Origin of the sequence: Cronbergia sp. UHCC 0137 (genome assembly GCF_034932285.1) — a bacterium.
Lineage (GTDB): Bacteria > Cyanobacteriota > Cyanobacteriia > Cyanobacteriales > Nostocaceae > Cronbergia.
This window is the reverse complement of record NZ_JAYGHC010000042.1, coordinates 21,761-45,095: the sequence shown is the minus strand read 5'-3', so window position 1 is coordinate 45,095 and position 23,335 is coordinate 21,761. Positions and strand designations below refer to the sequence as shown.

The following is a 23,335-nucleotide window of genomic DNA, read 5'->3' as shown; positions in this document are numbered from 1 at the left end:
TTAAATGCTGAAATTATAACTTAATGAATGGCAGTAACAAAACTAGATTTTCGACATAAGTTCTATTTTACAGAAAGATGATTATTAAAATATCTCATTCACATTAATATTTACATCAGGAAAAGCTAAAATTGATAAAATTTGATTTTTTTGTAAATGTTGTACATCTTGATAAATTCCCTGAATCGAATTTCGATATACTTCTATAACTTCCTGATTAACATCTATTAACCAGACTTCAGGAATCTTTGCTTCTGCATACAAAGGAATTTTCACTTCCCGATCATATTTTACAGTTGTATCAGCAACTTCTATTAACAAAAATATATCTTCTGGTTGGGGGTGTGAAGTTCTATAAAAATCTGAACGCGGTTTTAATAATGCTATATCTGGTTGTGGTTCAGAAATTTCATCTAATTCTATAGGATTCTGCACATTAATCAAAGCACGTCCTCCTAATAGCAACGCTAGTAAGTTAGTTAAAAATAAAACACAACCTGAGTGTCTTGTCCCAATAGGTGACATATCAATCATTTCCCCCCGAATTAATTCTACTCGTTCATTTTCTGACAAAATACCAGATTCAGCCATTTTGTGAAATTGCTGAACTGTAAATTGGTGTCTGAGTAGTTGTAAAACCATTGTTACCTCTATTGAAATTTTAATTGAGATCGATAAAAATAGGCAATCTATCAAATATTTTCAATTTATTGTATGTTTTTTCTGAAATTTATTTTATCATATAGCGATCGCTATCATTATTTTTGCCAATGGACTAAATCATTAAATTCAAAAGATGTGCCTAATCTATGGAGTATTTATAATTTTGAAGCCAAATTTTGATTAGCATAAATCCTCTCACGATCAAAACGTGTAGTTGTTTTTTGTGTAATTTTTGTAATACTGATAAACCGCAACTTGTAATCTTGAAGAAAATTTGGATGATCCCAAAACGACTGGCCAATTTCTCGACAATAGGCGACAAAACACTTCGCTCCCTGAAGTTGTGCAGTAATATCTTTCATTGTTCCCCCTTTTCCTGCTTTCATTTCAATACAGATAATTACCTTTTTATTATCAGTATCAGCAATGATAATAAAGTCTGCACGTTTACATTCACCTCTTTTTCCGTTGAAAATTGTATCAGGTGACTTAAATTCATCTGCATTTATAATTATAACATTATCATCATCAGGCATCCCACGAATAGTTACATAGTAATTGGGAGGTTTAGGTTCTTTGAGTATGACCTTATTTCGTCTGTCGAGATCATCTTCTAATGGAACTGTAGCATTTTTCTGAATCATTTCTTTCAAGATAGCAATATCAGACATTACTCTTCACCCCAAACAATTGCTTCTTGAATCCGATTCATCGTTTCAATAGTTGTATCAAAACTCCGAGCTTCAATACCCAATTCTGGGTCTATGTCTGCTGCTGTGAGAGTTTGGCATTTAGTTTTTCTTGTGTTTCCCTCTAGTTTTATATCTGCTTCTTCTGCAATATAAACTTTTATTTTGTCAGCAGAAATTAATTCTTCTTGACGATAACCTTCTTGTTCAGCAATTCGCTTGAGATGAGGTTTATCATGATTAAGCATAATTAGTGTATTTAATTCTTTGATAATGTAATCACTATGAGTTGTGATGAAAACTTTAATACCTAAGTTAACCAATCTAGCAAAAAGCCGTGCAACTCGACGTTGATTTTCAGGGTGTAGATTTAATTCTGGTTCATCTACCATTAATAAATCACCCACTTGAGCCTCATGTTTTAGGTAAAACCCAATATCTAATAGAGAACGCACAGCACTAGAACTTTCATCCATAGAAAGTTTAACCCGTTTACCCTTCGGCATATAATAAAGCTCATCATTGCGGGTGACAGTATATTCACCACCGATAATATCAGTAAAATCAGCCAGCACATCAGGATATTTATCAGCAATAAAACTACTTTTTTTGACAATGGTTTCAAGTTGCCGGGTAAACTCCACATTGGTTTTTATCGGCAGAGCATAATCATCATACTCTTTGAATAGAAGTTCCCTTGGATCGATATCCTTGTCAGCTTGACCCATTTCTTCTAGCAACCGATTTTTTGCAAAATTTAACTCTTTGCGAAAAATAGCTGCACCAGTCCGTTCAGCACTAGCAATAAAAGGGCGTGGGAAAAGCTGAACAAAAATAATATCTTTTAGCGCATCAGAAATAATGACTTTAATAATATCTCTGGGTATTTCCACTTTTTCTTTCTCAACTAGCAGAGTAATTACTAATTGTGTGCTTTCTTCACTTTTAGTAATTGAAAAAAGTTCTGCCTTAGCTGCTCTCATTTTCCGATCAAATTTGCTTGCTAAATTAATATTTTTATCTTCTATTTCTAAATTAATATTAAATTGTGTTTGTTTAAATCTGTCCGTTTGTGCTGCAAAAATCTTTGGTAACTCTTGGGTATACATCTCACAGGCTTGAATTACAATCTGCTCTGATTTGTCGATATATTCTTGTATATCCAAACGAATTACTCCCTCAAAGAGAAGTTGCTCAATCTTATCAGGGTTAACTTGAATAGAAAGCATTTTCCGCCAAGTATACAAAAACCCAAATAAAGCATAAGTTGCATAAGTTTTTCCAGTATTATTGCCACCACAAATGATCGTCAAATCACCAAGAGTAAATTCGGCTTCTCTTAAAGCACCAAGATGTTTAACTTTAATTTTCATTGCCTTACTCCTCTAATGATTAGCGATGATTTGTTAGCTTGACATTAACTTATGACTAAGTACATCAAGTCTTGGATTGATCCATCGTTCGTACCAATACTTAACTAACTTATCTTTCTCAAAATCTTTCCAAACTATTTCATCTGTTTCACCTAGCAGATACTGATTCCAATTTTGAGCTAGTGGGCAACGATAATATGCCCTTTGCCATCCAATGCTTAACATATCTGTTGAGAGTCCAAGTTCTCGCAAGCCAGCTTTCAAAATTCGCATTTTCCAATTTGGACCTTTTCCAAATTTATAGGTTTCAAAAATGTGATCAGGAACAATTTCTTTAATAATTTCCCAACTACCGTTTGCTGTAATGTGTAGATGACTTTGCCCCTTAGTGTAATCGATAAATTCCCAGTTAATAAGTCTATTATAGATTGCAGATTTACCGAAAGCTCCTAGGGTATCAACGTAAGCCAAGTAGGAATCTTTGTTTTCTCCACTGATAAGAGAATTTCTATCTTTATACTTTTGATGAAAATCTTGACGAATTTGAGGAAACATAACGGTAAGAGCTATGAGCTTCGATCCCAATATCAAATTATAAGGTGGAATAGCTCCCAAGATGTATGCTGTCAAGCAGTTATAAAGTTTTCTAAGTTTTTGATCTTTTGACCAGCCAATTGATTTATCTCTTACTCCAAGTCCAATCACGGGATCGCATAGCCCTAATATACCTATTAACTTATTATTTTGGCCATCAAAAATAAAATATCTCATTCTTCTTCCATAGCCATTACTAATAGGAATTGACCAAAAAGACGAAGCATAAGCCCAAAGCCTTTGATGACTTGTTTTCGATTCAACTGCTACCAAATAGGGATTGACCTTTAATATATTAATATCTGAAGGTAGAGCTAAGGAGTCAACTACTTTGTTAAAGTATTCTTTGCCTTTAGAGTTTGTCCTTTCAGCTAACCTTCTCTGGATTTCTCTAAAATCATACGCTTGGATTTTATTTTTCTCTTCACTCCAATAGATTCCATAGTCTTCTAGCTTCTCCAAAATAAGCTGTTTTCGACTTTCTTTTGTTAGTTCACTGTCTACAAAATTGTTTTTCATGAGAATTTAGACTCTTGGTAAACTTTTGAACCAACAAGCTTTTCAAACTCTGTTACTCTAACTGGTAAGGCAAAGGCTTGATCAGAAGAAACCATATACAAGTTTCCTGCTATAGTCTCTCTTTGTATAAAGCTTGCTATCACACCATCATAATTAATGTTGGATTTGACAAGTGCTTTAATGTCATCAGAGTTACCCATATGTAGAGCAAAGAAATTTTCTGCCTGTGTTCTAATTTCCTCAGATATAGCTGATGGTCTTTGAGTAATTGCAACTAAACCTAAGCCAAATTTTCGCCCTTCCTTAGCTACTCTTACAAACGGATTAGCATTTGATTTTACAAACTCTTCAGAGAGAACATTCTGAGCTTCTTCTACAAAAATCACCGTTTTAATTACTTCATCAGAATTGTCAGAGGTGAATTTTTCCTTGTTGTTTTCAAATAATCTACGAACTAAGATTGTTGAAATAATCCCTGCATCCATATTGTCTTTCAGAGAGAGATCGATTATGACTGTTTTACCTTGCTTAAGGTAACAGAAAACATCATCCATGAGATTTGATGATTTGGAATGCAAATTGCCTTCATCAATCACATGACGAATTCTTTTACGAATTGCCATGATTGTTTTCCGTGCAGAAACATCTTCTTTTATATTTCCGCTTTTATCAGTTTTCTGGTCGCCAAAGAAATCAGAGTAATCACGATAAAGATAACTTGGATTTCTCACATATTCATCAATGTTCGCTACGAAATTTGATACCCCATCCTCGTCAAGATATAAAAGAAATGATTTCATCACTTCAGAGAAACCAGCACCAAAGTTCAATATGTCTCCAACTGATAAATTTTTGTGCATATTGAGTGCAACCTTACCACCAAATATAAATCTTTGTTTATAGGCATCTGGTAGTTTTTTGTCAGTATAAACTACAACATTGTCTCTGATACAGCTATCATTAATATCTCCTAATCCATACGTGGATGTTCCTCGTAGAAAATACTCTCCATTCAGATCAAAAATTAATTTTCCATAGCTTCGATCGCGAGTCATGTGATAAAGAATCACTTTGACAAGGTTAGTCTTCCCAAACCCTGATTGAGCAAAAACCATTGTTCTTCTGTTGCGAAGCTTGTTAATGTCAAAAAGAATTGGTCCTTTATCTTGAAGAATATTTTCTCCCACACATAGATAGCCAATCTCTACACCATTCTCATTGGCTTTGTTAAGGATAGTTGTAATCTCACGCTTATTTAGGTGTCTTGCCATATAGGAGACTGTCGGCAATTTCCTTACAGCAGTGGTGAAGTTTATCGTGTTTCCATTGTCAGTAAAAGTTCCTAAAATACGAACTTTATATGTGTAGCTAAACATTTTTTGCTTGTCTCTTTCGGAAAGCTCTCTTTCTGCAATACGCGCGTAATGTACAGCAATTAGAGTCTTATCTTGAGACTTAAAAATGGGGTCTTCATCATAAATTTCTGCTTCAACCCGTGCAAGGTATTTGGTATTAGACTCATCTTTCTGAGTTAGTACAATAAAATCACCAGTCTGTGGACTGGCTTTGGCATCTTCATAGGAAGAATATATTAACAGCGCATCTTCAGTTGTTTTCTGTCCGTACAAGACACCAAAATCAGCTTTAGTCATATCTAATCCTTGTGTTAAAATCTGTCGTGAGTGTCAATAAAAAGGTTTTCGATATCAACATTATCCATTCGTTGATCTTTATATAGGGAATACTTCAAACGAGCAATGATTTCTTCTTTGAAGTTTCTCTTCAGTGATATGAAGTTATGCACCTCAGACAATGGATAGGGATAGCCCAGTATATAATGTTCTTGAGTTAGACGAGTCAATTCTTTTAATATTAAATTAAGAGTTTCAGCATCACGTTCAAGATTTCGCTCCTTTATCTTGGGAATGGCATCGAAGATGTTGACATCAATTAGAAGCCAATCATAATTTTGTAGCTTTTCAACATAATCTAATCTTGCTGCTATAAACAGACCAAACCCTCTGCCGCCTTTGATTGCTTTTTTGATAAACATATCTCCCTGATATGCTGCTTTGAGAACTACATCAGGAACTTCAAACCAGCAACAAAGTTTCTGGCGTTTAGGGATCTTCTCAACAAACGGATAAGTAGATTTAAGTTGATCTTGAAGGTAGTTATCAATTTGTTTAAATGTGTATGCTAGTTCCATCTTCAATGGTGACTTTTTAGTTACTGCGATAACTCTTACCCCATTCTGGTGGGCATACTCACCAATTTTTACTAGATACTCCTGCTTGATTTGTAATGGTCTTAAAGTACCGTCTCTCAGTATAAAATCACCAGACTTAGTTTCTACACGATTAATTATTTCAAGAATAAGGGCAATCTCTAGCACCTCTTGGCAAAAGCCGAGTAGTGTAGACAAGTTATTACAAATCTGCTCTTTCCCATATGGGAATATGTTCTCTGGGTTATCACTCGTGAAACTTAAAAGATTTTTTACGGGTTCTAGGGTTAGTAGCTCATCATAAATATCACCTAGATGACTTTGGTGTGTAATTAGAATATTTTGTGGGTAATAAGCCTGTCCTAATACAATTGGATCGTCTAATGAGTTCATCCTAACCTGCAAGCCGTTACGAAAGCAGATATAGCCAGCCGCATAAATTCCTATAGCGAGACCATTATAAAACTGCTCGCTATTATAGCTTCCGTCTATTGCATAAAAGTTATGATCACTACTGTCTATCTGATCAAATGGAATGATCTCAAATATTTGAGGAGTTTCCACATTATCTTCTTGACCAATTATGGGAATATTGTGGTTCTTGTTGCTTCTGGTATTGATGTGCTTTGCAACCAGTTCTATGGCACTGTCTGGGATTTCTTTACCTACCATGTTTAATTTTGTACTTTTTTATGTAGACATTATTATTTTATTAAATCACACCGTAGTAACTTCTGGAATTGCACCTTGCATTTTCTCGAAGGCATCAAGTAAACTTTGTAATTGTTGATCTGCTTTAAACACTCCTAAACCACGCACTGTTACCTTCCCTGGAGAATAAACAAATCGCGCTTTTAGGTTTGTTGGTAAATTCTCCGCTAACAAATTCCATGCGGGTTCTTCCATTGGTGTTTCTAAAACGATATGTTGCTTATTTTCGGGTTTAATGCGGCTAAATCCTAGATTTTTGGCTAGTTGTTTTAATTCCATTACCCGTAATAGTTGATTTGCCGGAACGGGTACAGTACCATAACGATCGCACCACTCATAAGCAATCTGTTCTAACTCGTCTTTGGATTTGGCTGTGGCTACCGCACGGTAAGCACTCATCTTTTGATCTAAATCGGTGATATAATCAGCAGGAATAAACGCTGTCAAATTCAAATCAATTTGTGTATCATCAACCTTGGGTATTTCTTGACCGCGAATCTCTTTAATCGCTTCTTCTAACATTTCCATATACAAATCAAAGCCAATTGCATCCATTTGACCTGATTGTTCTGCACCCAACAAGTTACCCACCCCGCGGATTTCCATATCTCTCATCGCTAATTGATACCCAGAACCAAGTTGAGTAAATTCTTGAATCGCTCTTAATCTCTGCCTTGCAGCTTCAGATAATTGTCTTTGTTTAGGATAAAATAACCAGGCGTGAGCTTGTATTCCTGCTCTGCCCACACGACCACGCAATTGGTATAATTGAGATAAACCGAAACGGTGAGCATCTTCTATTAAAATGGTGTTGACTCGCGGAATATCCAAACCAGATTCAATAATTGTTGTACAAACTAGGATGTCTGCATCGTTATTGCTGAAGGTCAGCATCGTTGATTCTAACTCACTTTCGTCCATTTGACCGTGAGCGATCGCAAATCTTCCCCCCGGTACCATTTCACGCAGATTTGCAGTAGTTTCTTCAATTCCCTCTACTCGCGGAACTACATAAAAAACCTGTCCACCACGGTCTAATTCTTGACGAATTGCACTCCGCACAACTTCCGGGTTGAGGGGTGAAAGATGGGTTTGAATTGGTCTTCTGGTGGGAGGTGGGGTAGTTATCAAACTCATTTCCCTAATACCAGACAAAGACATATACAAAGTTCGAGGAATTGGTGTCGCGGAAAGGGTCAAAACATCAAGTTGAGTTTTCAGACTTTTAATTTTCTCTTTTTGATTCACCCCAAACCGTTGTTCTTCGTCTACCACCAACAAACCTAAATCGCGGAAACTCACACCTTTTCCTAAAAGTTGATGTGTCCCCACAACTATATCTAATTCCCCGGTAGCGAGACGTTTTTGAATTTCTCTCCTCTCCTCCGCACTACGGAAGCGGTTGAGTAAACCGACATTGACAGGGTATGGTGCAAACCGTTCTTTTAGGGTATGATAGTGCTGCTGTGTTAAAATCGTAGTTGGTGCGAGCAGTGCTACCTGTTTTCCGGCGGTGACAGCTTTGAAAATCGCCCGAATGGCAACTTCTGTTTTCCCAAAACCTACATCTCCACATATTAACCGATCCATTGGGCGATCGCTCTCCATGTCCCTTTTCACATCTTGGACGGCTTTTAGCTGGTCGGTGGTGGGTTGATAAGGGAAAGAATCTTCCATTTCCTCTTGCCAAGGCATATCATGGGGATAGGAAAAACCTTGTTGTTGCGATCGCGCTGCATACAACTTTAACAAATCGACCGCTAACTTTTTAATCGCCTTGCGGACTTTGTTCTTAGTATTTTCCCAAGCCTTCCCTGTCATTTTATGCAGTTCTGGCGCTTGGTCGCCACTGGTGCGGAATCGAGACAGCGAACCAACTTGATCAGCCGCAACTCTCAGCAAGCCATCAGCATATTGTACCACCAAATAATCACGGGTTTCATTATTAATTGTTAAACTTTCTAACTTGACAAACTTCCCAATTCCATGACTACGGTGAACAACAAAATCCCCAGGACGGAGTTTATTGGGGTCAACTTGTTTAGAAGCAGCTTTGCGACGTTTGCGGATATAACCGAAAGTAGCGAGGGAATGCTGTCCGTAAAATTCCCGGTCGGTGACAATCACCAAACGGTAGGAAGGGAGAATAAAACCTTCTAATTCTGCTAAACCGGAATATTTGAGAGCGGTTGGTGTATGATTAATTTGCAATTTATCAATGGCTTGGAAATCGCGGGGATTGGGGATAAACTGAGCCGGACAATCGTGTTCTTGTAACAGCGAGACAGAACGGGAAGGTTGAGCAGAAAGTAACCAGATAGAAAAATTGCGATCGCGCTCGTTTCTAATTGTATCTGCAAGTTTGGCAAATTGGTGTGGCATCACAGGTACAGGTCTGCTAGATAAATTCACACCACCGTCTTCTTCAGCCAACTCCGATAAATATAACTTGTGAAAATTCCCAATTTCCGCTAAACATTGATCAAAAGACTGGTGGATTTTTGGTAGTTCCTGGTGATTTTTCCATTGTTCCTCAGCATTTTCCACCCAGCGATCGCTATGAGCATAACACTGTTCTGGTTCATCAATGGCAATAAAAGTATTCTCTGGTAAATAATCGAGTAGAGAACTCGGTTTTTCAAAAGCTACTCCCAAAAAACGCCGACTCCCTTCGATTAGTTCCGATTCTGTCCCCTGTAGAGACGTTCCATGGAACGTCTCTACAATTTGTGGAAAATCAGGATGATCTTTTAGTGCAGCCGTGACAATGGGCGAAAAACTTGTGGGGGTAAGGATAACTTTTTCTACTTTATCCAAGGCAGAACGTTGAGTAGTGGGGTCAAATTCCCGGATTTGTTCAATTTCGTCTCCAAACCATTCCAGCCGCACTGGTAACTCACAGGAGACGGGAAACACATCCACAATATCCCCGCGACGACTCCATTGACCTTCACTTTCTACTAAGGGAACACGTTCATAACCCAAAGTAGTAATTTTTTTACTGAAAGCATTCAAATCCAACTCGATCCCTTTGTGCAAAGTCAAACAAAAAGACTTGAAAACCTCTGGTGGTGGTAAATGGGTTTGCAAAGCCCCCACAGTAGCGACAATTGCTAATTTGGGTAATTGATAATTAGTGAAATTCTTCTCTGTAGCGTCTTCCCTGTTCCCTTCCACCAAATCTGCCAAAACCTGCATTTGACCCCAACTCAACTCCGTTTCTGGGTCAAAGGGTTCGTAGGGGGAAGTTTCCGAAGTCGGGTAAAAATGGACAGTTTTCCATCCCATCACCTCCATTAAAGCAAAAATTCGTCCGGCTTCCTCCAAAGTGGCACAAATCAAAAATAAATCCCGTCCCTGATGACTGGCCAAAGCTGACGTTACCAAAATCTTAGCCAGACGGGAAATACCATTTAACCGTAATTCCTGTTGACGATGGAGTTTAGTAATTAGTTCTGCGGTGAGGGGCGATCGCGCCAAGGAACGTACAATAGAAGAAAATGCCATAAATATCTTTGCTTAACAGAGGTCGGGAGTCAGGAGTAAAACCCTTGGGTTATCTGTACCATCTTAACAATTGTCAACTAATCAGACCAATTTAACAGTCTTAGCAGTTTACACTACCCCTGTTAAGCCCTACTAAGACATGAAGTTATGAGTTACGCTCTAACAGACTTCCTCTATCTGACGCACCGTACTAATAACGTAAGTTGCTAGTTAGATCAAAGAAGGTGCGTCAGAAACTTAAAATTAGCGATTTTAGCCTAAATTATTCTGTCTGACGCACCCTACACACTAAGACATGAAGTTATGAGTTACGCATTGACAGGATCTATTAAATAAGCATGATCAATTCTATCTCTTGTAGGGTGCGTCAGACCCGATAATTGAGCATCTAACAGACTTCCTCTATCTGACGCACCGCACTAATATGGGATGACAAAAGCGTGAAACTAGGCAATTTCCTTCATACATATCATCTGCATTTTGTACAGTGCGTAAGTCCTAGAACTAATAAAAGACTCAACCCCTTGCCAAAACATCTACTGAATATGAGAATATATTTTTGAGCTTGACAAATTGTGGAGGTTTGGTTATTATTAAATTAACCACACATTTTTATATAAAAAATATTTTCCGCCCTTAGGCGGGGGCAAGGGTAAAAAAGAAAGCGCAGAGCGCAAGAGAATAGAGGGCTATAAAGTCCTGGAAGAAGACACAAGACGAAAACCGATGAAGTTGTTCCTAACACCACGCTTGCCCCCGTTGCGATTCGCCGAACGACAGCACCCCGCATCTATGAACCACGAACCACCACGCAGTAGCGGATGTTGAGAACCATTTCTATTTATCCAAGCTCTACCATCATTGGGAGCATTTATATAATTTTCGTGCCACTCATCTTCGCACCATTCCCATACATTACCATGTATATCAAATAATTGCAAGTCATTGGGTGGAAATTCTCCTACATCTGTTGTTCCCTTATAATGGCTGTTGTGATTAACTTGATTGACATTGATATTATTCCCAAAATAAAATGGAGTAGTAGTTCCTGCACGACAAGCATACTCCCATTCAGCCTCACTGGGTAAACGGTAAATTTTTCCGGTTTTCTTCGATAACCTGGCACAAAACTCCTGTGCGTCATCCCATGATACTCGTTCTACAGGTCGATTACCACCTTTAAAATGAGATGGGTCTGGGTTTAAATCAATTTTCACCTTTGCTAAACTAGCTACAGCTTTCCATTGCGCTTGGGTAACAGGATATTTCCCCATAGAAAAAGGTTTGATGGTAACTTGGTGTTGCGGACTTTCATGAGAATTTCTTTCCGGTTCATTTTCTGGTGAACCCATGATAAAAGTCCCTCCAGGAATAGAAACCATTTCTAAAATTATCCCATTCCCCAAATTTTCAGAAGTTAAAGAAATTAACAACCGTTTTTCTATTGCGTCTGTATCTGCTGGTGTCAGTCCTAAATATTGACGAAACTCTTGTAAATCTTGAACTACTCTCTGACTAAAGGGATATTGTTGATTTACCGCAGCCCTAAAAATTTGTTCATATTCTTTTAATTTCTTTTCTCGTTCCTGTAACTGTGCTTGTCCCTGTCGTTCCTGTGCTTGCGCTTGTCGTTCCTGTTCTCGATAGGGTTTTAAAACCGTTTCCCTAATTTGTTTTGCTTCTGCTAGAGATAAACCCAATTCAACCTGCTTGAGTTCCAACATTTTTAAATCAATAACCGAAAACTCACCCTGTCCTCGTGCTGCGCGACTTTCAGCTTCTTGAAAATATACCTGTTTATTAGAACTATTAACAACTACAGTCGATGATAAAGTTGTATTTCCTGATGTGGGTAATATAGTTGGTGGAACTGATGATATAGTTGACGAGTTCAAAGCCTGTAAAGCTTCTTGAGCATTTTGATAACGTAAACTATGATGACGACGCACCATTTTAGTCAAAACTTGGGCTAAATGGTCACTTACCCGCGCTTTTTCTCGCCATACTAATTCTACCGTTTGTGGGTCTTCTTCTATTTGCTGGGTCTGTAAACCTGTGATTGCTTGAATTGCGGTGACACCCAAAGCATAGATATCACTAGCGAAAACCGTTTTACCTCTGGTTTGTTCCGGTGACATATAACCAACAGTACCAGCCATCAGCGAAGTTTGTAAACTCCCCTGACTATTCATCATTTGGGAAGTCAGTTCTTTAACAATGCCAAAGTCAATTAAACATACTTTACCATCTTCTTGTCGCCGAATCAAGTTCGCAGGTTTAATGTCGCGGTGAATTACCCCTTGCTGGTGAACAAAAGCTAAAACCCCTAAAGCATCTTGTAGTAACTTAGTGATGTATCCCTCACTCAAAGGCTTTCCGGGGATGATTTCATTTTTTAACACCTCTCCCTGGATAAATTCTTGGACAATATAGAAATTTTGCTTTTCTTGAAAATGGGCTAAAAGTTCGGGAATTTGGGGATGTTTACCTAAATTTTCTAAGACTCTGGCTTCCTTTTCAAAAAAATCCGCAGCTAGGGTGTTGAGGTGTTGGGGTAAAAGTTCTTTAACTACACACTGAGGTTTGCTGGGTTTTTGATGGTCTTTAGCTAAATAGGTTGTTCCAAAACCTCCTTGACCTAATGCGCGAATGATTTCATAACGACCTGATAGCATAATCAAGATACACCTAATCACCAACACCCTATTTTACACGGAGTTAAAGTTTTTTGCAATTAAATAATTAACCCAAATTGCTGCTGACTTCCCAACCTAAGAGGTTGTTTGAGAAGAACCAGAGTCAAAGTACCCCTTTTTAAGGTGGATTTAGGGGGATCTAACTTTTCAAACATCCTCTAAACCAATATTTACCTATTTTGTTATTAATTGTCAATTATTAGGTGGGCAATGCCCACCCTACAAATCTATAAATTTACACCGTGTTTTTTGGCAATTTCTACAAGTTGTTCATATTGATGTTGTGTTGCTTTAGCTAAAATGATATCTGCTTCTTCTGGGTTAGTTCCATCTTTAGGAATTAAATATTTAACATAAAGTGAAACGAAATCAACTATGGCAGCTAAACCTGGCAAAGCGTGTTTATCTGATTGTTGTCCAGCAATTACTGCAACTAAACCTGCTCTAATTGGGTCTGGTTTAACTTTTAAAAACTGGTCAATAAGTTGTTTAAGATAATCTGCTGGGGCTAAATTATTCAACTTACTTTCATCAGGCTTAAATTCTAATCTGGCAGCTTTGGACTGTTCTAAAACACACCATTCTGTAAATTCTTGTAGTGCTGCTTCAGGAAGCTGAGGAAGATATTTGTGTAGTTCTAAATCAGACACAGGCTTACCTTATAAATTGCAATTTTTTTTGAGCATATCAACGTCAGACTAACCCAATCTTTAAAAAACTTTTGTAATTCAACTGACAATTACAAAACAAACTCAGGACTTACGCAACTGGCACATTGTTAAGGTGCGTCAGATATCAAAAATTCATTTATTTACCATATTTATGCAGTCTGACGCACCCTACAATAGATTTTTGGTGTGACACTTGAGTAAATCCTAAAACTGCAAAGAACGCAAAGAAATTCTCTCCGCGCCTCTGCGTCTCTGCGTGAAAAAAAAATTAAGCTGTTCTAAAACGCGCCAATTCCTCCCCAGTTTTCGCGTCATGGGCGTGAACAGTACACACCAAACAAGAGTCAAAAGAACGGGCTACATGACCCACTTCTACAGGATCTTTCGGGTCTGCAATAGGAGTTCCTAGCAATGCTTTTTCAATGGGTCCTAGTTGTCCTGCACCGTCACGGGGTCCAATATTCCAAGTACCGGGGGCAATAACTTGGTAATTTTTAATTTTACCATTTTCAATTTCTACCCAGTGACATAATGCACCTCTAGCCGCTTCTGTTGCACCCCAACCTTTACCGTCTTTTTCTTTGGGTTTGATATACCAGGGGTCGTTTAATTTAAATTCCCGTAAACAACGTTCAGCTTGACGATATAATTTAACGATTTCGTGGACTCTTGCTAATTGACGAAGATGAACACTTGCACCACCCATTTTTTTGAAGGTGTCGAGAATAAATGGGTCGTAGTGTTGCCAAGATTCGCCGTGTGTGCCACCTGCAACTAATTGACGGGCGAGGGGTCCGGCTTCTAAACGTCCTAAGTCTTGGTGAAGGACTGCACTTGACCAAGAATATGCGCCATTAAAGTCTTTTTGGTTGTTATTAATTGGGTTGGTGGTGCGATCGCTCGGATGTAAATCCTCTGTACCCTCATCATACCACGAATGTGTCAAATTTTCACGGGCAAAAGATTGATCCATCAAACTGTGAGTATCGCTGAAGCTATCATAAACACCATTTTTCATGATTACAGCCGCGCTACGTCCATCAATTGTTGGTTTTTGATATTTATCTTCGTGGGGTATATATCCCCAAGTTACATATTTACCAACACCCGCACCGTAGCGGTCTAAACCAATATCTAAACCCATGCGCCAATATAAACCTAAATCAGATTCCCGATGTTTAATATCTTCATTTAACCACTTTTGGAAGTCTTCATAAGATTGAATTTCTTCATATCTTTCTAAAGAACATCCTAACCAAACTGGTTCTAACCAATTGGTACGAAAATATTCGAAAATTGCCCAGGCGCGGGTAATATCAGTCAAAGTGGGAGCGCACATCACTCCACCAGGCACCATATAACTGCTATGACAACAGGTGATATGCTGTAAATGTTCTTGAGTAACTTATTTTATCAGGTAATTTTGCTCGGACAGAACATTTTATTTTCATCATTTCAGCTTTGATAAATAAGGGAATATTTAGGGAATAAGCGAGCAGAATCAGGGTAATTGCAATTAGCAAAATGTAATATCGCAGACATATCCCCCCATCTACATATCTACGGTATATACACAAGGCGACTAGAAGTCGCGGCTACACAGGCAAAACCCACCTATGCCTTTGGCACGCTACGCGAACGTGGGTTGGAAACAAATAGTTTTTCGGCGTTGCTGATTAAGGGTATGAATTTTAGTCTCACGCAAAGGCGCAAAGACGCAAAGGTAAGATTTTTAAAGGTTCAATTTAGGAATTTCATACCTCAATTCAGCAACGCCAGTTTTTCTTAGTCCACGAAGGTGGACTTTGTTTGTGTAGACGCGGTTTATAACCGCCTTGTTCGCCTGTTCGCAGATATGTTTGCAGATTTTGAGCCGCAGAACACCACAGATGGCAGCTATAGAGGAACAATGGCAAAGATAAAAGCGACGGAATTACAGTATCAAGCAGTTTTTGAGCAGAAGTTAGTCGAAGCTAATACTAATTTAAAAAGGGATAGAATTAGAGTTAGTATTAAACAAACTGGCAATTCTCTCCAGTTACGAGCTACCCTACCGTTAAAACCAGGGGATAGAAATTTAAGTAAGACGAAAAAGCAGTATGATTTATCTCTAGGAATACCTGCAAATTTGGAAGGATTGAAAACTGCTATTGAAGAAAGTTACGAATTAGGTAAATTAATTGCTCGTCATACTTTCGACTGGAATGAGAAGTATTTAGGAATTAAATCGAGAGAGAAGCAAGAGATCAAAACAATTGGAGAATTATTAGATAAATTTGATGAAAAATATTATCAAACCCGTCAGAAAACTATTACCAGTGAAAATACTTTTGCTAACTATATATCTGTAATTAAAAGAAATTTGACTCTGACCGATTTAGCCACAAAAGAAAATTTTGAGGAAGTTATTAATTCATTTCAGGGTAATAAAAAAAATGAACTAATTGCGGTAAGTTCTGTTTTGATTAAAACCTTTAATTTAGGATTTCAACTCGATGTTAAACGGGATCATGTCACTCCTGCCTATCGAGAAATACCTGAAGATGATAAAATAATGTCTGCTTTTGACCTTTTTGAAAAATTCGCCCTCAACCGCAAGAATACCAATATTAGTGATGAAATAGACACCTGGCAAATGTGGCGTTGGGTATATGGAATGTTGGCAACTTATGGATTAAGACCAAGGGAATTATTTGTACAACCGGATATTAATTGGTGGATGTCTGCCCAAAATATAGACCATACTTGGAAAGTGAATAAAAATACCAAAACTGGATATAGAGAAGTTATTCCTTTTGTACCTGAATGGATAGAATTATTTGATTTAAAAAATCCCAAGCCATTAAATATTTTAGCAAGAAAGGTTGACAAAATTGCATCTGTACAAAATATTAATTGGATGCGAAGAGATATATCCAGATGGTTTAGAAAAGTGGGAATTGAGTTTCAACCTTATGATTTACGCCATGCTTGTGCAATTCGATCGCATCTTCAGGGAATACCGATTAAAGCAGCAGCAGATAATTTAGGTCATACTGTTGATGAACATACAAAGACTTATCAAAGATGGTTTGGGATTGAAAACCGGAAAAAAGCCTTTGGTGAGGTAATTAATCAAAGGTCGTTAATTGAGTTACAGAAGAATGAAATTTTGGCGTTAAGGATGGAGAATGAAAGATTGAAGTTGGAAGTTGAAAAGTTGAAAAGTTGAAATTTTTGGAAAATAAAAATGTAGAGTAGTGGGAACAGGTTTATCATCAAGGTTAAAAATGTGGGTATAAATCTGATAAACTGTTCTCAGATCATTTGTTTTTATGTAACGATGGCAAATCTACCCCATTTCATTCAGTATCAAGGTAGTAAAAGAAATTTGGCAAAGCACATCCTCCAGTTTCTTCCCAAAGGAATCAGCAGGTTGGTAGAGCCGTTTGCTGGAACTGCTGCGATTAGTGTGGCTACGTCTGCAAATCAGATTACCCGTAGATTCTGGCTAAATGATTTGAATAAACCTCTAATTGAGTTATTAGAACTAGCGATAGAGAAACCGAACGATATAGCAGATTTCTACCTAGAACTGTGGAATGAACAACATACTGATTCCGTAGGCCATTATTTTGAGGTTAGGTCAAGATTTAATGAGACTAATGATCCAAAATTGTTACTTTATTTATTAGCAAGATGTGTTAAAGGTTCAGTTCGTTACAATTCTCAAGGGCTTTTTAATCAAAGCCCAGACAAAAGACGCAAAGGAACAAGACCTGAGACGATGAGAAAAAACATAGCAGGTGTGTCTAGTCTACTCAAAAGCAAATGCAAGTTTACAAGTTTGGATTATCGAGAAGTATTAGAGCAAATTCAGGATGGTGATTTCATCTACATGGACCCTCCATATCAAGGTGTATGCGGAAATAGAGATTCAAGATATCTGTCTGGAATAGATTTCAACGATTTTGTATTAGCTCTTGAACAGTTAAATCGGAAAGAAGTTGTATTTGCTGTCAGCTACGATGGTAAGTTGGGCGATAAGGTTTTTGGCAGGGTTCTTCCTCAGAGTTTAAATCTTGAAAGGATCGAAATCGAAGTTGGCAGATCTTCACAATCTACATTACTTGGTAAAGAAGAAACTACGATTGAGTCATTGTATTTATCGCCAAGTTTAGCCAGAAAATTAATAGCTACTCAAAACAGTAACTTCAGCTATATTGGCAAGAAACCAAAGCAGTTAACCCTCTTGGAAAAGCATGGAGAATTTGCAACAGCTACCAGATGAATTTTTGGAACTTTGCCGCTCTGTAACAGCAAAGAGACCGAAGGCGGTGATTGATCATATCTTGCAACGCGGATTTATTACGACTGAGGAGTTGAAGGAAACCTATGGTTATAACCATCCTCCAAGAGCAGCTAGAGATGTCAGAGAAAATGGTATCCCGTTAGAGACTTTTCGTGTTACTGGAAGCGACGGCAGAAAAATAGCTGCATATCGGTTTGGAGATATTAATAAAGCAAGATTTTCTCGTCTTTCTGGGAGAACAGGTTTATCCAAGCAAATTAAAGAGGCACTGATTAGCCGATACGGATGTAAGTGTTTTATTTATCTTGAGGAAGTTGATGAACGCGAGTTGCAAATTGATCATCGTGTTCCTTTTGAAGTTGATGGTGAGCCGGATATAGCCCCGGAAAATTTTATGCTGCTTTCTGGTTCTGCTAACCGGGCTAAATCCTGGTCTTGTGAACATTGCGAAAACTGGAACAGTATTAAGGATAAGTCAATTTGCCTATCCTGTTACTGGGCGTATCCAGAAAACTATGAGCATATAGGGATGCGGCAGGTTAGAAGAATAGATATGCTCTGGGAAGGCGATGAAATTAAGATTTATGAAAGACTCAAAGAGATGTCTGTCAGGTTAAAAAAAGAATTGCCTGAGTTGATTAAAGAGATTATTGAGCGCGAGATTAAACGTAATGATGACGGCTGACTGGATTCTAATTTCAACCTTATGATTTACGGCATGGTTGTGCGATTCGAGCGCATCTTCAGGGAATACCGATTAAAGCCGCAGCAGATAATTTAGGTCATACTGTTGATGAACATACAAAAACCTATCAAAGATGGTTTGGGATTGAAAACCGGAAAAAAGCCTTTGGTGAGGTAATTAGTCAAAAGTCGTTAATTGAATTGCAGAAGAATGAAATTTTGGCGTTAAGGATGGAGAATGAAAGATTGAAGTTAGAGATGGAAAGGTTTAAATTCTCAGTTATTAAAAATCCTTTGTAAATGAATTTTAAGTTCTTCTGCAAGGCTTTCAGGTAACGCAGTTTTTTAGGACGTTGTTCCATAGGACATTATACGGAGAAATTCTGCATAACACTTTAAACAGGGGTATTATACGGAAAAATTCTATATAATCCCACTTCACGGGTGTATTATACGGAAAATTTCTGCATAATACCAAGGGATATTATACAGAAAAATTCTGTATAACTTGACAAGAATCGCCTGTAATGTTTACTATATACCTGTATTCAAAAGTATTATACAGAAAATTTCTGTATAATACATAGTTATACACAAAGAGAACAAAGTACCGAAAGTTTTAAGTAAAAATGAGGTAATAGTAAGGAAACAATATGTCTAAAAAAAATCAATCAAAAAGATTAACGAATCAACATAAAGAGTCTCAAGGTGTAGTTGGTATATTTGGACATGAAGCAAAGTCTCACGATATAGCAGTTGGACAAATTTCACGCCTTGTAATTAAACAGCTTGAAAAGGAATTTCCTCAATTATCTTTTAAATACAAAACAAGCATAAGGAAAGAAGAAATAAACGAAGCGTTACAGAGACTTGATTCAGAATTAGGGCAAACACTTTTTGTGCCAAATTCAAGTATTATACCTGATGGTGGAATAATTGAAGTAAAAGACGATAACGGTAATTGGAGGGTTGTGCTTGTAACGGAAGCTAAACATCAAGGGCAAGACATTGAAAATATCCAAAAAGGAAAACTAGTTGGTAAAGATAATAATCAAGACTTGATGGCTGCTGGTAACGCAATAGAAAGATCTCATAAAAACATATCAGAAATTGCTAATTTTATGCTATCTGAATCCCATTTTCCGTACATCTTATTTCTGGAAGGGTCAAATTTTCTAACTGAAACTATTTCAATTAAAAGACCTGATGGAAGGGTGGTAATTCTTGATTATAATTCAGGGATGCTAAATAGATTAGATAGATTGACCTCTGCAAATTATGGAATGCCAATTAACACTAATTTGTGTAAAAATAAATTTATTAAGCATCATGATAAAACAATTATGCTTCAAGCAGCTTCAATTTATACACAAGGAAATGGAGAAAAATGGGATGCAAAAAAAATGTTTGATATTATGATTGAAGTGTCTAAGTCCTCTCTTAAGGCATTAGGTAGTGAAATATTTAACCAAATTACCAATAACGAATAATACGGGTTGATAATGGCAAGAAAAGTACAGCACTCTTTGTTGAAAAAAGCAAAACAAAACAAAAATGACGAGTTTTATACACAGCTTTCAGATATAGAAAATGAGTTAAAACATTATAAAAGTCATTTTAAAAATAAAGTAGTTTTTTGTAATTGCGATGATGCTCGGATTAGCAATTTTTTTAATTACTTCGCATCAAATTTCGCAGAATTGGGTATTAAAAAATTAATAACTGCTTGTTATAGAAAACAAGAAAGGGATTTGTTTAATACCGAAGAAGTTGAAAATGGTTTTTTCTTTGAATATACAGGTGTAGAGGGAGAAAGAATTAAACCAAGTTCAACTGACATCGTTCATTTTAAAGGTGATGGCGATTTTCGTAGTGCTGAAAGTATCGAACTATTAAAGCAATCCGATATTGTTGTTACTAATCCTCCATTTTCATTATTTAGGGAGTATGTGGCTCAATTAATTAAATACGATAAAAAATTCTTAATAATTGGCAATATTAATGCTATCACCTATAAAGAAATATTTAAGTTAATTAAGGAAAACAAGGCGTGGTTAGGAATAAACCTTGGTAGAGGTATTTCAGGTTTTATTGTCCCAGAATACTATGAACTCTATGGCACAGAGACTAGGATTGATAGCTCTGGAAATAGAATAGTTTCTCCAAACAATTGTCTATGGTTAACTAATTTAGACACTTTTAAACGACACGAATATATTACTCTCACAAAGAGATATTTTGGAAACGAAATTGAATACCCCCATTATGACAACTATGATGGTATTAATGTTAATAAAACACAAGACATACCATTAGACTACAAAGGATTTATGGGTGTACCTATAACATTTCTACATAAATTCAATCCCGATCAGTTTGAAATAATTAAATTCAGAAAAGGGAATGATGAAAAAGATTTGTCAATAAATGGAAAATGTCCATATTTTAGGATTCTAATCAAAAATAAACGAATATTGACTGAATTATCTAACAATAGAGTGCGATCGCTAATATTGGATTAATGCGATCGCTCAAAATCCATTGTCTTGCGCTTCCTTAACTACGATTAACTGCGATCGCTAGTTGTGGTTTGAGTGCGATAGCGCAAGCGCTGACTTGTCAGTTCGCTCAAAATCCATTGTCTTGTGCTGCGATCGCTAGTTGTGGTTTAAGTGCGATCGCTCAATTGCCATTATCTTGTGGTTTCTTAACTTCGATTAACTGCGATTCCTACGGAGTGCTTTGCGATCGCCAAAGGCATCGCTAGGTTAAAATGAGAGGGCGACTCCATCCTTTCACCAACCCTCAGACGAGGAGATTCTCAAATGCCATTGGTTGAACTCATGTCACAAATCCAGACACTGCCCAAAATTGATAAGCTTCGGCTGATGCAGTTTCTCGCCACAGAACTGGTAAAAGAAGAAGATGCAAACTTCTTTGTTGCAAATCAAGAGTATCCAGTCTGGTCGCCTTACAATTGCTCTGAGGCTGCCAATATTTTGATGAATCTTCTGGCTACAAAGCAACAAGAAAAAAATGGTTGACGTTCAAAGATTTCCCTACAAGATTATTGACAGCAGCCTTGGTATGGTTGATAGAATGGCCCATCTGCCTTTGACCCTCGGTTATAACGGTCATTCCTTGAAGGTTGAAGGCTTATTGGACACAGGCGCAAGTGTGAATGTTTTGCCCTACGAAATAGGAAAGCAACTAGGTTTTATCTGGGAGAATGAGACACTCTCGGTTATATTAGCAGGAAATTTGGCTCAATTTGAAGCCCGCGCAGTCGTTGTTGATGCTCAAGTCAGTTCATTCCCAACTATTAACCTGGCATTTGCCTGGACACAAGCAACCAATGTGCCTTTGATCTTGGGACAGGCTAATTTCTTTTTTGAGTTTGATGTCTGCTTCTTCCGTGCGCGTTCTGAGTTTGAAATTCGCCCCAAGCGGGTTGACTAAAACTGGAGATTCACTGTTAGATATCTTTAAGAAAAGCGATTACTAGGTCGTGCATTGCGATTCCTACGGAGCGCTTCTCTACGAGACGCTACTGCGAACGCTGTCGCTAATATTGGGGAAATGCGATCGCTCAATTTCCAATTTCTTGTACTTCTTTAACTGGATTAATTGCGATTGCTAATATTGGGGAAATGCGATCGCTCAATTTCCAGTTTCTTGTGCTTTCTTAACTGGGATTAACTGCGATCGCTAATATTGAGTTAGTGCGATAGCGCAAGCGCTGACTTGTCAGTTCGCTCAAAATCCATTGTCTTGTGCTGCGATCGCTGATATTGGGTTAGTGCGATAGCGTTCGCAGTAGCGTCTCGTAGAGAAGCTCTCCGCAGGAATCGCTCAAAATCCATTTTCTTGATCGACCAGGAGGAAATTTAACTTAAATAGAAATATGGGGACTTGATTACTTGATTAACTAATGTAAAAAACAAAGGAGGCTTTATGAAAGCTGTTGAGTTAGTAGGGACAGTAAACACAAATGGGCAGATTAATTTAGACCAAGCATTAACATTTCCTTACGGTAGTCGTGTTAAGGTTATTGTCTTATTGCCTGAGTTGATTGATCAGGTAGACGGTGATCAGGAGATATTCCAACCAATAAGCCTAAACGACCCTAAATTAATTGATACATTAAAAATGCGGACTTTGATTGAGACAAGCTTAACTGATATGGCAAATGATCCAGAGATCCAAAGAGAGATAGGTCTAATTAATGCTGAGTTTGAAATCTCTGAACTGGATGGAATAGAAAGGTTATGAGCGTTCAGCGATCTGAAATTTACTTCGTCAATCTTAATCCAGTTCAAGGTAGAGAACAAGCAGGAGAGCGTCCTGTTTTAGTGCTTTCTGTAGATGCTATCAATCAATTACCATTAGTTGTTACAGTAGTTGTTGGTACAAAAGGAACAAATATCACCAAAAACTACCCAACAAATGTGAGGTGTTTACCTGAAGAAACTGGATTATCAATAGAGACAGTATTTCTTTGCTTTCAAATTCGTTCACTGGATTTAAAGCGTTTTCCTAGCCAGCCTTCTGGCAAACTCTCAGATGCTAAAATGCAGGACATAGAAACCGTAGTTCGCTATTGTTTAGGACTTTAGCCTCGTTTCAACAGCAGTCTGTGAGGTACGGTCTAACGGGGCTGTTAAACATCCAATATCTATTATCTTGTGCTTCCTTAACTATGATTAACTG

Annotated in this window: 19 protein-coding genes and 2 pseudogenes; 11 read left to right on the top strand and 10 right to left on the bottom strand. The window is 37.6% G+C overall.

All coding sequences use genetic code 11. The annotated features are described in order from the left end of the window. Positions 1-84: 84 nt before the first annotated feature. The 10 genes and pseudogenes from VB711_RS19415 to VB711_RS19370 all read right to left on the bottom strand — a co-directional run. Positions 85-642 carry a Uma2 family endonuclease gene (locus tag VB711_RS19415; protein WP_323287887.1) on the bottom strand — a complete coding sequence of 186 codons (558 nt, stop codon included), beginning with the start codon at positions 640-642 and terminating at the stop codon, positions 85-87. A gap of 176 nt (positions 643-818) precedes the next feature. Continuing rightward, positions 819-1,334, bottom strand: coding sequence for a hypothetical protein (locus tag VB711_RS19410; RefSeq protein ID WP_323287886.1), 516 nt, complete (start codon positions 1,332-1,334; stop codon positions 819-821). Further along, the gene (locus tag VB711_RS19405) at positions 1,334-2,725 is read right to left on the bottom strand and encodes an AAA family ATPase (protein ID WP_323287885.1); all 1,392 of its coding nucleotides are present in this window, start codon (positions 2,723-2,725) and stop codon (positions 1,334-1,336) included. Before VB711_RS19405 ends, VB711_RS19410 begins: the two co-directional genes overlap by 1 nt. A gap of 33 nt (positions 2,726-2,758) precedes the next feature. Then, positions 2,759-3,838, bottom strand: a complete 1,080-nt coding sequence (locus tag VB711_RS19400; protein WP_323287884.1) for a Druantia anti-phage system protein DruA — start codon at positions 3,836-3,838, stop codon at positions 2,759-2,761. Beyond that, the gene (locus tag VB711_RS19395; protein ID WP_323287882.1) at positions 3,835-5,490 is read right to left on the bottom strand and encodes an ATP-binding protein; all 1,656 of its coding nucleotides are present in this window, start codon (positions 5,488-5,490) and stop codon (positions 3,835-3,837) included. The genes VB711_RS19400 and VB711_RS19395 overlap by 4 nt, the downstream gene beginning before the upstream one ends. A gap of 14 nt (positions 5,491-5,504) precedes the next feature. Then, complete coding sequence (locus tag VB711_RS19390) at positions 5,505-6,737, bottom strand: hypothetical protein (RefSeq protein ID WP_323287881.1); 1,233 nt, start codon at positions 6,735-6,737, stop codon at positions 5,505-5,507. 45 nt (positions 6,738-6,782) lie between these two features. Continuing rightward, positions 6,783-10,283, bottom strand: coding sequence for a transcription-repair coupling factor (gene mfd, locus VB711_RS19385; RefSeq protein ID WP_323287878.1), 3,501 nt, complete (start codon positions 10,281-10,283; stop codon positions 6,783-6,785). A gap of 689 nt (positions 10,284-10,972) precedes the next feature. Then, on the bottom strand, positions 10,973-12,958 hold the full coding sequence (locus VB711_RS19380; protein WP_323287877.1) for an SUMF1/EgtB/PvdO family nonheme iron enzyme: 1,986 nt from the start codon (positions 12,956-12,958) through the stop codon (positions 10,973-10,975). Positions 12,959-13,206: 248 nt separating this feature from the next. Beyond that, positions 13,207-13,629, bottom strand: coding sequence for a hypothetical protein (locus VB711_RS19375; RefSeq protein ID WP_323287875.1), 423 nt, complete (start codon positions 13,627-13,629; stop codon positions 13,207-13,209). A gap of 289 nt (positions 13,630-13,918) precedes the next feature. Further along, a pseudogene (locus VB711_RS19370) lies at positions 13,919-15,019 on the bottom strand (nickel-dependent hydrogenase large subunit); the annotation flags it as partial. A 486-nt stretch (positions 15,020-15,505) separates the two neighbouring features. Between VB711_RS19370 and VB711_RS19365 the strand changes: the two are divergent. From VB711_RS19365 to VB711_RS19315, 11 genes and pseudogenes are all read left to right on the top strand, one after another. Then, positions 15,506-16,861, top strand: a complete 1,356-nt coding sequence (locus VB711_RS19365; RefSeq protein ID WP_323287873.1) for a site-specific integrase — start codon at positions 15,506-15,508, stop codon at positions 16,859-16,861. 111 nt (positions 16,862-16,972) lie between these two features. Then, complete coding sequence (locus VB711_RS19360) at positions 16,973-17,920, top strand: DNA adenine methylase (RefSeq protein WP_323287872.1); 948 nt, start codon at positions 16,973-16,975, stop codon at positions 17,918-17,920. Beyond that, positions 17,892-18,626 (top strand): HNH endonuclease, encoded by a 735-nt coding sequence (locus VB711_RS19355; protein WP_323287871.1) that lies wholly within the window; start codon positions 17,892-17,894, stop codon positions 18,624-18,626. Before VB711_RS19360 ends, VB711_RS19355 begins: the two co-directional genes overlap by 29 nt. A gap of 11 nt (positions 18,627-18,637) precedes the next feature. Continuing rightward, positions 18,638-18,925 (top strand): annotated as a pseudogene (locus VB711_RS19350) (site-specific integrase); the annotation flags it as partial. A 353-nt stretch (positions 18,926-19,278) separates the two neighbouring features. Further along, complete coding sequence (locus VB711_RS19345) at positions 19,279-20,115, top strand: EcoRI family type II restriction endonuclease (protein WP_323287870.1); 837 nt, start codon at positions 19,279-19,281, stop codon at positions 20,113-20,115. Positions 20,116-20,127: 12 nt separating this feature from the next. Beyond that, on the top strand, positions 20,128-21,147 hold the full coding sequence (locus VB711_RS19340; RefSeq protein ID WP_323287869.1) for an adenine-specific methyltransferase EcoRI family protein: 1,020 nt from the start codon (positions 20,128-20,130) through the stop codon (positions 21,145-21,147). A 68-nt stretch (positions 21,148-21,215) separates the two neighbouring features. Continuing rightward, positions 21,216-21,392 (top strand): hypothetical protein, encoded by a 177-nt coding sequence (locus VB711_RS19335; protein ID WP_323287868.1) that lies wholly within the window; start codon positions 21,216-21,218, stop codon positions 21,390-21,392. Between the two features lie 58 nt (positions 21,393-21,450). Beyond that, positions 21,451-21,669 carry a hypothetical protein gene (locus VB711_RS19330; RefSeq protein WP_015213920.1) on the top strand — a complete coding sequence of 73 codons (219 nt, stop codon included), beginning with the start codon at positions 21,451-21,453 and terminating at the stop codon, positions 21,667-21,669. Beyond that, positions 21,662-22,084: an aspartyl protease family protein gene (locus tag VB711_RS19325; RefSeq protein WP_323287866.1), complete on the top strand. Its 423-nt coding sequence runs from the start codon at positions 21,662-21,664 to the stop codon at positions 22,082-22,084. The genes VB711_RS19330 and VB711_RS19325 overlap by 8 nt, the downstream gene beginning before the upstream one ends. A 495-nt stretch (positions 22,085-22,579) precedes the next feature. After that, entirely contained in the window at positions 22,580-22,897 is a 318-nt protein-coding gene (locus VB711_RS19320) for a hypothetical protein (RefSeq protein ID WP_323287865.1), read from the top strand. Continuing rightward, positions 22,894-23,241 carry a type II toxin-antitoxin system PemK/MazF family toxin gene (locus VB711_RS19315; protein WP_323287864.1) on the top strand — a complete coding sequence of 116 codons (348 nt, stop codon included), beginning with the start codon at positions 22,894-22,896 and terminating at the stop codon, positions 23,239-23,241. The genes VB711_RS19320 and VB711_RS19315 overlap by 4 nt, the downstream gene beginning before the upstream one ends. Positions 23,242-23,335: the final 94 nt, after the last annotated feature.

What these genes read in the sequence shown, in the direction of transcription:
- VB711_RS19415 (WP_323287887.1), bottom strand. Translation starts at nt 642, where the DNA reads ATGGTTTTACAACTACTCAGACACCAATTTACAGTTCAGCAATTTCAC.
- VB711_RS19410 (WP_323287886.1), bottom strand. Translation starts at nt 1,334, where the DNA reads ATGTCTGATATTGCTATCTTGAAAGAAATGATTCAGAAAAATGCTACA.
- VB711_RS19405 (WP_323287885.1), bottom strand. Translation starts at nt 2,725, where the DNA reads ATGAAAATTAAAGTTAAACATCTTGGTGCTTTAAGAGAAGCCGAATTT.
- VB711_RS19400 (WP_323287884.1), bottom strand. Translation starts at nt 3,838, where the DNA reads ATGAAAAACAATTTTGTAGACAGTGAACTAACAAAAGAAAGTCGAAAA.
- VB711_RS19395 (WP_323287882.1), bottom strand. Translation starts at nt 5,490, where the DNA reads ATGACTAAAGCTGATTTTGGTGTCTTGTACGGACAGAAAACAACTGAA.
- VB711_RS19390 (WP_323287881.1), bottom strand. Translation starts at nt 6,737, where the DNA reads ATGGTAGGTAAAGAAATCCCAGACAGTGCCATAGAACTGGTTGCAAAG.
- mfd (WP_323287878.1), bottom strand. Translation starts at nt 10,283, where the DNA reads ATGGCATTTTCTTCTATTGTACGTTCCTTGGCGCGATCGCCCCTCACC.
- VB711_RS19380 (WP_323287877.1), bottom strand. Translation starts at nt 12,958, where the DNA reads ATGCTATCAGGTCGTTATGAAATCATTCGCGCATTAGGTCAAGGAGGT.
- VB711_RS19365 (WP_323287873.1), top strand. Translation starts at nt 15,506, where the DNA reads ATGTTTGCAGATTTTGAGCCGCAGAACACCACAGATGGCAGCTATAGA.
- VB711_RS19360 (WP_323287872.1), top strand. Translation starts at nt 16,973, where the DNA reads ATGGCAAATCTACCCCATTTCATTCAGTATCAAGGTAGTAAAAGAAAT.
- VB711_RS19355 (WP_323287871.1), top strand. Translation starts at nt 17,892, where the DNA reads ATGGAGAATTTGCAACAGCTACCAGATGAATTTTTGGAACTTTGCCGC.
- VB711_RS19345 (WP_323287870.1), top strand. Translation starts at nt 19,279, where the DNA reads ATGTCTAAAAAAAATCAATCAAAAAGATTAACGAATCAACATAAAGAG.
- VB711_RS19340 (WP_323287869.1), top strand. Translation starts at nt 20,128, where the DNA reads ATGGCAAGAAAAGTACAGCACTCTTTGTTGAAAAAAGCAAAACAAAAC.
- VB711_RS19330 (WP_015213920.1), top strand. Translation starts at nt 21,451, where the DNA reads ATGCCATTGGTTGAACTCATGTCACAAATCCAGACACTGCCCAAAATT.
- VB711_RS19325 (WP_323287866.1), top strand. Translation starts at nt 21,662, where the DNA reads ATGGTTGACGTTCAAAGATTTCCCTACAAGATTATTGACAGCAGCCTT.
- VB711_RS19320 (WP_323287865.1), top strand. Translation starts at nt 22,580, where the DNA reads ATGAAAGCTGTTGAGTTAGTAGGGACAGTAAACACAAATGGGCAGATT.
- VB711_RS19315 (WP_323287864.1), top strand. Translation starts at nt 22,894, where the DNA reads ATGAGCGTTCAGCGATCTGAAATTTACTTCGTCAATCTTAATCCAGTT.